12 protein-coding genes are annotated in these 12,454 nt (G+C 56.3%); 8 read left to right on the top strand and 4 right to left on the bottom strand.

Annotated features, from left to right (window positions below):
• Positions 1–2: 2 nt before the first annotated feature.
• Positions 3–1,169: a hypothetical protein gene (locus IPM21_05130; protein ID MBK9163285.1), complete on the bottom strand. Its 1,167-nt coding sequence runs from the start codon at positions 1,167–1,169 to the stop codon at positions 3–5.
• Positions 1,170–1,435: 266 nt separating this feature from the next.
• Between IPM21_05130 and IPM21_05125 the strand changes: the two genes are divergently transcribed.
• From IPM21_05125 to IPM21_05115, 3 genes are read left to right on the top strand one after another with little or no spacing between them, the layout of a single operon-like run.
• On the top strand, positions 1,436–2,950 hold the full coding sequence (locus IPM21_05125; GenBank protein ID MBK9163284.1) for a cytochrome c biogenesis protein ResB: 1,515 nt from the start codon (positions 1,436–1,438) through the stop codon (positions 2,948–2,950).
• A complete protein-coding gene (gene ccsA / locus IPM21_05120) occupies positions 2,947–4,524 on the top strand; it encodes a cytochrome c biogenesis protein CcsA (GenBank protein MBK9163283.1) in 1,578 nt (525 codons plus the stop codon). Before IPM21_05125 ends, ccsA begins: the two co-directional genes overlap by 4 nt.
• 4 nt (positions 4,525–4,528) lie before the next feature.
• On the top strand, positions 4,529–5,236 hold the full coding sequence (locus IPM21_05115) for a tetratricopeptide repeat protein (protein ID MBK9163282.1): 708 nt from the start codon (positions 4,529–4,531) through the stop codon (positions 5,234–5,236).
• 68 nt (positions 5,237–5,304) lie between these two features.
• On the opposite strand, the gene IPM21_05110 is transcribed toward IPM21_05115, so the two are convergent.
• Entirely contained in the window at positions 5,305–6,231 is a 927-nt protein-coding gene (locus tag IPM21_05110) for a universal stress protein (protein MBK9163281.1), read from the bottom strand.
• Between the two features lie 158 nt (positions 6,232–6,389).
• Between IPM21_05110 and IPM21_05105 the strand changes: the two genes are divergently transcribed.
• The 3 genes from IPM21_05105 (at position 6,390) to IPM21_05095 (ending at position 10,438) form a co-directional block, all read left to right on the top strand.
• Complete coding sequence (locus IPM21_05105; GenBank protein MBK9163280.1) at positions 6,390–7,880, top strand: sigma-54-dependent Fis family transcriptional regulator; 1,491 nt, start codon at positions 6,390–6,392, stop codon at positions 7,878–7,880.
• Entirely contained in the window at positions 7,880–9,790 is a 1,911-nt protein-coding gene (locus tag IPM21_05100; protein ID MBK9163279.1) for a PAS domain S-box protein, read from the top strand. Before IPM21_05105 ends, IPM21_05100 begins: the two co-directional genes overlap by 1 nt.
• 150 nt (positions 9,791–9,940) lie before the next feature.
• A complete protein-coding gene (locus IPM21_05095) occupies positions 9,941–10,438 on the top strand; it encodes a hypothetical protein (GenBank protein ID MBK9163278.1) in 498 nt (165 codons plus the stop codon).
• Here IPM21_05095 and IPM21_05090 read toward each other — a convergent pair.
• Together IPM21_05090 and IPM21_05085 are read right to left on the bottom strand one after the other, a co-directional pair.
• The gene (locus IPM21_05090) at positions 10,432–10,827 is read right to left on the bottom strand and encodes a hypothetical protein (protein ID MBK9163277.1); all 396 of its coding nucleotides are present in this window, start codon (positions 10,825–10,827) and stop codon (positions 10,432–10,434) included. The two genes, IPM21_05095 and IPM21_05090, sit on opposite strands and share 7 nt — an antisense overlap.
• Positions 10,824–11,282: a universal stress protein gene (locus IPM21_05085; protein ID MBK9163276.1), complete on the bottom strand. Its 459-nt coding sequence runs from the start codon at positions 11,280–11,282 to the stop codon at positions 10,824–10,826. Before IPM21_05085 ends, IPM21_05090 begins: the two co-directional genes overlap by 4 nt.
• A gap of 149 nt (positions 11,283–11,431) precedes the next feature.
• Between IPM21_05085 and IPM21_05080 the strand changes: the two genes are divergently transcribed.
• Together IPM21_05080 and IPM21_05075 are read left to right on the top strand one after the other, a co-directional pair.
• Positions 11,432–11,929, top strand: a complete 498-nt coding sequence (locus IPM21_05080) for a pyridoxamine 5'-phosphate oxidase family protein (GenBank protein MBK9163275.1) — start codon at positions 11,432–11,434, stop codon at positions 11,927–11,929.
• 231 nt (positions 11,930–12,160) lie between these two features.
• Positions 12,161–12,346: a hypothetical protein gene (locus IPM21_05075; protein MBK9163274.1), complete on the top strand. Its 186-nt coding sequence runs from the start codon at positions 12,161–12,163 to the stop codon at positions 12,344–12,346.
• Positions 12,347–12,454: the final 108 nt, after the last annotated feature.

Genomic DNA, 12,454 nt, shown 5'->3' with positions numbered 1-12,454 from the left:
TCTCAGTTTCCTGCCATTGCCGCTACGGCCTTGATGTGCGATTCCGGTATCGGCTGCGAACCGAATGACAAGTGGCACTTAACGCAGCGGAACGAGGCATCGGCCTTTCGCGAATCGATCTCAAAGTTCAGTATCCCGCCGTCATCGGAGGTCGCCGTGATGTGGCAGTTGTTGCACGATGTGATCGGGACCTTCATCGAACGCGGATCGAGCGTCTTGAGGGAAGAAACATCATGGCACGTTGCGCAGTCAAGCTCGGCGTGGCTTGCGAATTCATGGCGGAAAGTTCCCGAGGAGAATCGGGTCGACCAGGCATCACGGATGATCCGGTCGCGGAGTCCGACACGTGCCCATAGTTCTTTGTCAAAATCAGCCGCCGGTGTCTTTTGTTTGATCGCATGGCAGGCGGCGCAATTCGAGGGTGCCGGTTCGATGCCCGTATCGGCCGAGTGGCATGTGAAGCACGTCGTATGGCCGATCGGTGATGTTTTGAAAGTACCCTTCTTGAGCCAGAAATTGTCGCCGAGGTCCTTCGGCGGTGCCGCGGCGTATTCCTCGTCCGAGTCGCCCTGCGGCATATGTGTTTGATGGCAGACCTTGCAGCTCTCCTCGCTCCGGCGGATCGTCGTCCAGCCCGCCCGAACAAATTCGACCTCCCGCGGGCGAAGCTGAGAGACGATTTCTATGTGCGTCTCGTGCGGAAAGTTGATGTCGAACTCCGACTCGGCGTCCTTGCCTTTCGGCGACTCGTCAAATTTCTCACGCGGATTCGGGAAAGGATGACGGGTGCTGTTTCGCGGGCCCGGGTTCGTATGGCAGATGGTGCAGATCTGCGGTTTTGCTCCGCGGAAGAACTGTTGCCGATGGCAGTTTATGCAAGAGGCGTGGCTCGGGTATTCAGTAATGTCCTCGAATGCGCTGTCCGCCGGCCTGACCGCTTTCCAGTTCTTTGATGGGAAGGTATGGCACTTGGAACAGTCAACTTTATGAGCGGCGACATCGTGAGAAAACTTTGAATACTTGGCCTGCCCGGATGCGGATTCGTCTTCGAGCGAAGAACCTTTTATCACCCTCGCCGGCCCGAGCAAAGCGAACAAGGCAACACCCACCGCCGCACACAGCAGCGCAGCGAGGAACTTTAATCTAAATTGAAGTCCGGTCCGATGCATCGATTGTCTCGAGCTTTTCAAGTAAACCAAAAGCGCAGAACACGCTATTCTATTCGGTAAACACTCGGGGCAATGTGATGAGTATCACATCGAACTGAAACGCTCGCCATTAAACTTGGCAGTGAGCAACCTCAGCAGCATCGCCACGGGCCTCATGTATTTTTCTGCGGTTCCGGCCCGGAACTCCGCAAATTATCCCTGCGGCACTCGGCTTGCCCTATGATGGATCAAGTCTGTAGAGTCTTGCCCGCAGATCCGGTTACTAAATGAGTGTGCCTGCAATCGAAAATGTCGAGCCGATCGCCGCGGTCGCAGGAGCACGTCCGCGCCGCGGCGGCGGAGCACTTGAGCGGATTCTCAAGCTCTCGGGCTCAGTTCGCGTTGGGATCACCCTGTTGGTTTTCCTCGGCCTTGCATGCACGATCGGGATGCTCGTGATGCAGCAGAACGTCGCCGGCTTTGCCGACTACTACGCTGAGTTGACGCCGGTAAAAAAGATGATCTTCGGTTCGCTCGGCTTCTTCAACATCTATTACTCGTGGTATTTCAATGCCCTGCTTGCCGCGGTCTCGTTGAACATCATAATCGCAACACTCGACCGATTGCCAAAAATTCTTCCCTATTTTTCGCGGCCATCTGTGAATGTGCCGCTTCGCTGGCTCCGTGAGCAAAGGAACAACGAGGTTCTCGATATCGAGCAAAGCAGTGACGCGACCGCCGAAAAGATCGAAGCCGATTTCGCGACAGCGGGTTGGGGAAAGCCCCTCCGGAGCTATCGGAATGGCACGCTATTCTTCTTCGCCGAAAAAGGCCGCTGGAACCGGCTCGCGTTCTGCGCAGTTCACATCGCGTTGCTAACGATCTTTCTCGGTGGATTTCTGACCGCGCAACTCGGGAGTAATGGAAGTCTGCCGCTCTATCCTGGCCAAACGACGAACCTGATCTTTGACACTGCATTTGATTTGGACCGGACAAGGCAGATAACGAAGCAACTTCCGTTTGATATTACTTGCACGGACATTGAGCAGAGGCTGATCAGACACGACGGGCCGCTGACGGCCAATAACACCATCGACTGGATAACGCGGTTCACTATCCGCGACGAGACGGGGGTTCACACTGCCGAGGTTGGAATGAACCGGCCGTACGATCACCGCGGCTATCGGTTCTTTCAAGGGAGCTTTGTCCCAATTGGCCGAGCCCGATCGATCCGGCTTTCAGCAACGACGGCCGCGACCGGAGCGACTGAGGAAGTGACCATAAAGCGCTCCGGTACAGCCGATCTTGCCGATGGAACGCGATTGATCTTCAGCGAATTCCGAGGCGATTTTTCTCTCGGGCCGGAGGATCCGAACGAGGACACGACGAGCTACACTAACCCTGCGGCGATCATCCACATTAAACCGCCCGGTGGCGGGCTTGAAACGGCGACCGTCTTCGGGCCGGAAATGGCCGACATACCTGCGGCAAATAAACCCTACGCGGGATTTACATTTCGGATGCTTGAGTTTGAACGCGTCTCGCATCAGCACGTTCTCGCCGTCCAACGCGATCCGGGTTCGACGGTTGTCTATATCGGATTTGCACTGCTTTCGCTGACGCTTGCAGGCGTCTTCGGTTTCTCGCACCGCAGGGTCTGGGCGGCAATCGAGCAAAGGGACGACGGAACTTCCGACGTAACGCTCGGGGGAAACACAAACCGCAATCCGAACGGATTTGACGAACAATTTGAAAGGCTGAGAGTGATGATCGAGCGCCACATGCGGGAGGATAGTGAATGAGCGGCGCGACCCCTGAAAGGACGGGCCAGGGAACCTACATGCCGTTCGTGCTGGCAATGGCTGCCGCGGTTGGGATACTAGCTCTTCGTCTCGCGGTTGGCGGCGAGCGGTTTATCGGCGATGAGGCGTTGATGATGCTTGCCCTAGCCGCCTATCTCGTTGGAGCGATCTTTTTCCTGACGAATTTTTATGCTCCGTTCCGCTTTGCCGACCGGCTTGGGCTCTTGGCCGCAGCTATTGGCGTTGCTCTGAACCTTGCGAGCTGGCTCGTCCGCTGGGCGGCGGCCTTTGACCGCGAGCTTGCTATTTTTCACGAGCAGGGACGATCCGCGGCGGAGATGCCTTGGCTTTTTCGCTACATCCCCTTTGCGAATCTTTACGACCTCAGCCTGGCGTTCGCCTTTGGCGCAGGTGTCACCACGCTGATCGTTATGCGGCGGCGGGAGCTCCGCGGGATAGCAGCGGTCGCCCTTCCGATGGCGGCGATCATTTTGGTCCTTGCCCGGTTCATCGGCGGCGAGTTCGTCGATCTGCCGCCGGTGCTTGATTCCTATTGGCGGCCTATACACGTCGGCGTTGCGTCCATCAGTTATGGCGTTGGGCTTGTGTGCTTTGCCGTCGCTGTGCTTTATCTCCTAAAAGATGGGCTGCAGCCCGAGAAGATGGCATTTTGGAACGGCCTCTTCGTACTTGCGGTATTTGCGACGATCTCACGATTCGGCGTTTTGGCTTTCGATTCGTTCGGTACCTATGCGGCTTCGGTCTTTGTCGGTACCTCTCGAGTCTCCGTGCCGCTCCGCGCGGACTTGCCCTATGTCGGGTGGTTCATCGTTTTGGCGGCTGTGCTACTGCTTGCCGCTCTGGGTGCTTGGGCATCTTATCTATCGCGCGGTGGACGGCAGGCCCATCGCTTTGGCCTTGGACTGATGACGGCTTCGCTCGCGGTTCAAGCCGCCGCGATCGGAATGCTCGTCTATCAGGTGAGCACGCTGCCCCACGTCGTATCGCATATCGCACCCGAGCAATACGAACGCTTCGGCATTTGGATGCTGCAGCAGCAGGGAGCGACGCAGCAGCAGATCGCGACCGTTCCGGCGATGCAGCTTGCCGGCATGGCCGATACATGGATAAGGCAGAATGGCGATACACTTCGGCTTAGCCTGAATGCAAACCCGGTCGAGCTTGCTGCGCTTATCACCGCATTTGCCGGTACCTTCTTTATCGTGCTAATGGCGGTGCGGCCGGAGCGGATCCGCGAATCGCTGCCGTCAGCAGCAACTCTAGACGGACTGATGTACAAGCTTGGCGGCACAACATTTGCAGGGTTAGCATTGCTGCTCATTACGGGTGCCGTTTGGGCAAACGAATCCTGGGGGAGATACTGGGGTTGGGACGCTAAGGAGACAGGTGCACTGGTCGCATGGATTACCTATGCCGGGTTTCTACATTCGCGGATCGCCTATGGATGGCAGGGCCGGAGGTCGGCATATTTTGCGATCGTTGCATTTCTATTCATCATTTTTACGTATCTCGGTGTAAGCTATTTGCTGCCCGGGCTGCACTCGTACGCATAACACCATGATCAACAAAGAAAACATTCTATTCTGCATCGTCGGCCTTCTCGGAGGCCTAATCGTCGGCTTTATGTTCGCCAACTCAATGAACCAAAAGGCGATACTTCAGGCCGGCCAGGCCACACAGGCGACACAGCAAATGCCGGGGCTTCCCTCGGGACATCCAAACGTTGGCGACCCTCAGACCGGCGGCTCGATACCGGAGGTCCAGGCCGCTATAGACAAGGCACGGGCCGAACCGGATAACTTTGAGGCGCAGATAAAGGCCGCTGAAATGTATTACCAGATACAGCGGTTTGACGGTGCGGTCGAGTTTCTCTTGCAGGCTCGGAAGATCAAGCCGGACGACTACGATACGATCGTCAATCTCGCCAACGCGTATTTCGACTCGAACAAGTATGACGATGCCGAGAAGACCTATCAGCTTGCGATCGAGAAAAAGCCGGAGGACATTAACGTCCGCACGGACCTCGGCCTGACGTACGTCTTTCGTCCGAACCCGGACTATGACAAGGCGATCAAGGAATTTAACGGTGCGCTTGAGAAGAACCCGAATCACATTCAGGCACTTCAGAACCTGACTGTCGCCTACACAAAGAAGGGCGATGCGGCTAATGCAAACGCCACGCTTGCACGACTTAAGATGGCCGATTCGACCAACTCGGCGATCGCACGGCTCCAGACAGACATCGAAAAGATCGGGCAGAATTGATCGGTTTACCAAGGCAAAAAAAGGCCGGGCTTGGACCCGGCTTTTCATTTGGCTTTAGATCGGAAAGGCTACCGTACGACCTCGACCGTGCAGTGAGCACGGGCCGCGACCGCAGATGAGACGCTGCCGAGAAGGAAGCGTTCAAGCTTGCTGCCAAAAGCATTGGCTCCGACGACGATCGAATCCGCTCCCCATTTTTCAGCTTCTTCGACGATGACCCGCTTCGGCGCTCCGGCAATGATCAGATGGCTGGCGGCGACGCCCGATCCCGCGAGGTCCTTGATCGCTTCCGCGGCCTGTGCTGTCAACCAATCTGTTTCAGCCGCGTTGACCTCTTCGATCGCCGCATTGACAGGCGGGACGAAGCGGCCGATGGTGGTCGGTGAGACGGGGTCGGTGACCGAGATCAACTGAGCCTCAGTGCCTTCGGGCCAAGTCCGGGCGACAACGGAATCTACCGCCGCACGGGCGCCCCGGCTGCCATCAAAGCCGATGGTTAGGCGGATCGGAGCCGGGTCAACCTCATTCTTGCCGCGAGCCACGCGAACCGAGCACCGTGCCTCGTTCAACACCTTTTGCGAAACGCTACCGAGCAGAAAGCGGCTCAGCGCCGATTGCCCCTGCGAACCGGTAACGATGAGGTCAGGCTTGAGTTCATCGGCCATTGCCAGGAGCTCCCAGGCCGGTGAGCCATAGGTTGCCCGAGCGGTGACCTTCCAATCAGGAAATAGCATTCGCATACGCGATTCCGCGTGGCGGGCATAGGCCTCATATTCGGCAAGGGCCCGTTCGCCCTTCTCCTGCCGGCGTTCGACCATGCTGCGAATATAGGGATCATCCGTCAGGCTGCCGTTCACGCTTTCGGCCGGTGGAAGCCAAACTTCCGCGACCGAAAGGATGAAAGCCTCGCCCCCGACTGGAAGCCCAGCCCGTTTTAGATCATCGAGTGCGGCCTCAGCACATCGGGAACCATCATATGCGATCAGTAATTTCATAACCCACTCGTCGCTAGAACCAAGATTCTACCGCAGGTACGGACGGAAAGTGCAATGGATGTGCCACCATAATGGAATTTGCTCCGCAACAGGGACTTTCGGCCCTTTCGCATCCAACGCCTGTGACTCGCGCGAAAAAATTCGCGAATTTGGGCTTGATGCCCGAATTCATTCGCGATATACAATTAGCAGAACCCGCCCTGCACGACTATGGTTTCGGATTTTTCCAGATGCCTGAAAAGAACGAACGAATTCTGATAATCGACGATGACGGTTTCATCCGGATGGCTCTTTCGGAGGCCGTCGGCAGTTGGGGCTATGAAACCAAAGCGGCCGAGAACGTCAGTTCCGCGATGAAAGCCTTTGAGGAATTTGAACCCTCGATCGCGCTTATCGACGTTGAACTCCCCGATGGCTCAGGCATCGACCTGCTGAAGAAGCTAAAGGAGATCAACCCGGATCTCGTCGCGATCATAGTTACCGGCAATGTTGATGTAGAGCATACGGTCGCCGCACTCCGAGCCGGAGCACACGACTTTATCGGAAAGCCGGTCAGGCTCGAAGAGCTTGAGGTCACGCTTCGCAACGCGGTCGAAACGCGAACGCTCCGCCGCGAGATAAAGGCGGCAAGGCGGGAACGCTCGGCCTCACTCAGCTTTGACGAGATAATCGGCGAATCTTCGGCAATGGTAAAGGCAAAGGAACTCGCCCGCCGGGTCGCCGATTCGGACGTAAACTCGATCCTGCTTCAGGGCGAGACCGGAACCGGAAAAGATCTCTTCGCTCGAGCGATCCATTTCGCTTCTGACCGGGCAAAGGCACCGTACCTCGCGATCAACTGCGCCGCGCTTCCGGCGACCCTTATCGAATCAGAGCTTTTTGGTTACGAAAAAGGAGCTTTTACTGATGCCAAACAACGGAAGGAAGGGCTCTTTGAACAAGCACACGGCGGGACCATCTTTCTTGACGAGATCGGCGAGATGGAGCTTCCGCTGCAGGCAAAGCTCTTGCGCGTGCTTGAGAATGGGCTCTTCCGCCGCGTCGGCGGGCTCAAGGACATCAAGCTCGATGCCCGGATCATAGCTGCCTCAAACCAGGACCTCAAGCGGGCCGGCGAGGATGGGCGCTTCCGCTCGGATCTTTACTTTAGGCTTTCGGTGATTCAGGTTGATATTCCGCCGCTCCGCGAACGCGGCGACGACGTGATGCTCCTCACGAATTTCTACATTGACCGCGTCAACATAAAGCGGAAGCAAAAGCCGCTTAAGGGGCTAACGCCGGCGGTCGAGCAGATCTTTAGAACATACGACTGGAAGGGTAACGTCCGCGAACTGAGGAACGTTATTGAGCGGGCATCGATACTTGAGGACGGCGAATACGTTACGACCACACACCTTCCGCACGATATGCTTGGCGAGTTCGCAGCGGCGGAAACTGCTCGCAGCGGCGTAATGCTTCCTGCGGCAGGTGTTACGCTCGACGAAGTTGAGGCCGAGCTTGCCCGTCAGGCAGTTGAACGCACATCGGGCAACCTGACACAGGCCGCAAAGCTGCTCGGCATTTCACGCGACCAGCTTCGATACAAATTAAGAAAAGCGGGACTCTACGACGCGGTCAGCGACAAGGAAACCGTCGTCGCCAAGAGCTAATGACTGAACCTGCAAACAGCGAAAGGCCGAATGACGATGTCCTGAAAGAACTCTCGGACCTCAAATTCGCCATCGATCAATCCGCGATCGTCGCGATCACAGATCAGCGCGGGCGAATAACCTACGTAAACGACAAGTTCTGCGAGATCTCAAAGTTCTCGCGTGAAGAGCTCATCGGTCAGGACCACCGAATAATCAACTCAGCGCATCACCCTAAAGAGTTCATTCGTGACCTTTGGACGACCATCGCCCGCGGCCAGGTTTGGCGCGGTGAGATCAAAAACCGGGCGAAGGAAGGCAGCATCTACTGGGTCGATACGACCATTGTGCCGATGCTCGACGCGAACGGAAAGCCATTTCAGTACATCGCCATCCGCTATGAGATAACCGAGCGAAAGCAGGCGGAGGAACGTATCCGCCAACAGGCCTCGCTCCTGGAAAAGGCGCAGGACGCGATCATCGTCTGCGACCTGAACTACCAGGTGATCTTCTGGAACAGAGGAGCCGAACGCATCTACGGACGCCCGATCGATGAGGCTCTTGGCCGGCCCTTTAATGACGTTGTGCTCGGCAGCGGGCCGGAACGGATACTTGAGATACGACGCGAATTCGAACGCCACGATGAGCATCGTTTTGAGGAGCGGCAATTTACCAAAGATGGAAAATCTCTGGTGGTCGAGAGCCGTTGGACACTTGTCCGCGACGACCACGAACAGCCGGATTACATTCTGGTCATCAACACGGATGTCTCGGAAAAGCGCCGCACTGAGGAACAGCTATTCCGTGCTCAGCGGCTTGAATCTATCGGCACGCTCGCCGGCGGCATTGCCCACGACCTGAATAACATCCTCTCGCCGATCCTAATGTCGGTCGGGATGCTAAAGCTTCGCGAGCCGGACGCCGAGACAGCAAAATGGCTGGACATGATCGAAAAGAACACGCAGCGGGGAAGTTCGCTTGTTCAGCAAGTCCTTACCTTTGCCCGCGGGCTCAAGGGCGAGCGGATCGCCGTGCAACTGCGGCACATGGTGAAGGACCTCGTAAAGGTGCTCTCGGAAACGCTTCCAAAGAACATCGAGGTCAAGTTTAACGTCCCCGCCGATCTTCCGGTGATCTCCGCCGACCCGACACAGATTCATCAGGTGCTGATGAATCTTTCGATCAACGCTCGCGACGCGATGCCGGAGGGCGGTACGCTCGCAATAGAAGCGAGCCGTATCAATATCGACGACCACTACGCGCGGATGAGCCCGGAGGCGACCCCAGGCGAACACATCGTCATCACCGTCATCGACTCGGGCATAGGTATGCCGCCGGATGTGAAAGAACAGATATTCGATCCCTTTTTCACGACCAAGGACATCGGCCGCGGAACAGGCCTCGGCCTTTCAACCGTGCTGACCATCGTAAAAAGCCACGGCGGGTTCGTAAACGTTTACAGCGAACCGGGCAAAGGCTCGCGGTTCTCAATATACTTCCCGGTCGCAGATTCGGCGGAAATCGCCCAGGTCGCCGAAACGACGACCAACGAACTCTCAGGCGATGGCGAATTGGTGCTCGTCGTCGATGACGAAGAATATATCCGCGATGTCACAGCCGCCACACTTGAGAGGTTTGGCTACCGGGTTCTGACGGCGGCGGATGGAACCGAAGGGCTTTCCCTCTTTGCCCAGAACAGTGCCGAGACGGCCGTGGTTCTCGCAGACGTCGCGATGCCCTATATGGATGGCCCTTCGATGGTACGGGCAATGCGGAAAATGGACCCCGACCTCAAAATGATAATGATGAGCGGGCTGATGAATGAGAATCAGCGGAAGGAGATCGAATCTCTCGGGATCACCTCGGTGCTTGCAAAACCCTTTACGGCCGAGCACCTACTCGAGGAACTGAAGTCGGTGCTTGGAACCTGATGCTGAGCGAAAGTTCGATGTGATATGATGGACGCATGCGTCGACGTCTGCCTTTTTGGTATTGCGATTGCACTGTTCATTGATATCCGGCACTGAGATCGTCAAAGATCCCGGGCCTGCATTACAGAAATTATCTTAGGGAGAATCGAAATGGACAGCGCTCATTTGCATTTAATACTCAACCACTTCCCGCTTTTCGCTTTAGTGATCGGGCTACCGGTCGCGCTCTACGGTTTGTTGCGAAACTCACGGGTGATGTTGAACACAGGCTTGATCATCATTCTAGCAGCGGCTGCCGTTGCGGTGCCGACATACCTAACGGGTGAACCGGCCGAGGAGATCGTAGAAAAACTTCCGGGGGTATCGGAAGTATTTATCGAAAGTCATGAGGACGCGGCAAAGTTCGCGTTAGGATTTGCCATCGTGACCGGCATCGCCGCTGCCGCAGGACTTGTCATCGGGCTTATGAAACCGAGCGTGCAGCGCGCTAGTGCAATGCCGGCTTTATTGTTTGCAGTAGTGACGCTGGGCCTAATGGGCTGGACGGCGAACCTCGGCGGCCAGATACGCCACACCGAGATAAGGGCCGGAGGTACCACCGCAACCGAAGTTGACGCCAAGCGGGTCAAGGACGACGACGATCATTGACCTCGGCGAAGTCCGAAAGCGACCAAGGGTGCGAAGAGCAGAACGAAAAGGCCGAAGAGCATAAGCGATCCGGTGCGAGGATCGTACTCCGCAAGGATCCGCTCCCAGCCGAATCCGAATGCGTAGATGCCGATCACGGCTTCAAACCCGAGGGTCAAAAGCATCCAGACGAAGCCGATGGCGAGCAGCTTTAGTTTCGACTGTGCCCCGACCCACCCAATAAAAAGATACGCAATACCGAGAATGATCGCTGAGCCTGTAAAGATGGCGATCTGCCGGGCTCGAAGATCGCCGATTTGCGGAGCAAGCAGAACCACCCGCAGAATGCCGTGAACGGTCTCGACCGCCATCATCAGCAACCAAACCGCAATTGCTCGAAACCAGATCATTGATCACCCACCGGCTCACTGCGAACAACCAAAACCGAACAAGGTGCGTGATTAACGACCGAGTTCGAGACCGAACCGAGAAGGCGTCCCCAAAAACCACGGCCATGTGAACCGACGACGATGTTATCGGCACCGATCCGCTCGGCAAACTCGACGACCGCCGCGGCGGGCTTTCCGCTCATGACCTCAATGCTAATTTTCGCTTCGGGACAACCCGAGCGGAGCTCATCGGCGGTCTGCTCGGCAAAGTGCTGAGCTTGGTTACGAGCGGCATCGATCATTTCTTCGTAGTACTCGGGCGGCAGTGCAAAGGGTTCGGTCGCCGCGATCGGTATATCCTCATAGACGCACACGACCGAAAACTCAGCGTCCCCCATGTGGCCGAAAAGCCCACAGGCCTCGCGAGCAGCGGCAAGGCTGAAACTTGATCCATCTGTAGCAATTATGACTTTCATATTCTTCTCCAAAGGTGGTTCTCATCAAGTATGAACCGCAAACCCCGTTCCATCCGTCTACGTCACGGCGGGGAACGGACGTTGCATCTGATCAGTATCAGAAAATGCAGTCGCGGAGCGACCGCAATGCTATCATAGGGCTTAAAGTTATGATCGAAGTAGTAGAAATGAAGATGAGCGAGATCGAGCAGTTGCTCGATGAGGTTAACTACGGTCACCTCGGCTGTTCACAGAATGGGATGCCGTACGTAGTGCCTGTCCATTTTGCCTGGGCAAAGCCGGATATATACATCTACACGACCGACGGCAAAAAGGCCGAGATAATCCGCGGGAACCCGAAGGTCTGTCTTCAGCTCGAGAAGGTGACAAGCAAGCGCGATTGGAAAAGTGTGATCGTACAGGGCGAGGCGGCTCAGGTGACGGATAAGGAAGAGCGGGAAAAGGCGCTTCAACTCGTCGCCGAGATAAACCCAACGCTGACGCCGGCGATCAGTATTCGCTGGATGGATAGTTGGGTGCGGGAAAACGTTGAGGTCATATTGAAGCTGACGCCGTCAGTGATGACCGGCCGATTCTCAGTGGACAGACAGGGCGATGAAGCTCCGATGGTACCGGCCGGGACGCCCGAGAGCAAGATCTTGCAATAGAAGGTCAAAAGATCGCATTGGAAGAAAGGCTCGGCACCCGCCGGGCCTTTTCTATTGCGAACAAACACGCGCGGGGCCCGGGCGATGTGCGGAGGATTTCGCGGCCGCAACCCGTGCAGATGCTGATTTTACGGGCTAATCGCATTGGCACACGCGTTGCACTTTACTGAGGGCAAGAAGACCGGATTTTCTGCCATCAAGGCAGTAGGAGGCTTCTTGAGGAGAGATATCATGCTGACAAAGATATACATTGCACTCTGGTTGGTGATTGCTTTCGCCGCCCTCGGGTTTGTCGTTACCGGCAACATGACGCTTATGGCGGCTGTAGCATTTGGCTTTGTCTGCTTCGGGATGGTCTTTATGGGCATGATGTCCGTGTTGCCGACCGCGGTTCACGATTCGCTGGTCAGGCACTAGGCCATTGATCCGTTGTAGACAGGGTTTTGCGAAGGGGCTTCGGTCCCAACGCGAAGCAAGGGATTCGCTCCGATATGCAGGGTCGGGGCGAGTCCCGTTTTTGCGTTA

The sequence above is a fragment of the Acidobacteriota bacterium genome, from assembly GCA_016716435.1.
Taxonomy (GTDB): domain Bacteria; phylum Acidobacteriota; class Blastocatellia; order Pyrinomonadales; family Pyrinomonadaceae; genus OLB17.
This window is presented reverse-complemented; position numbering and strand designations above follow the sequence as displayed.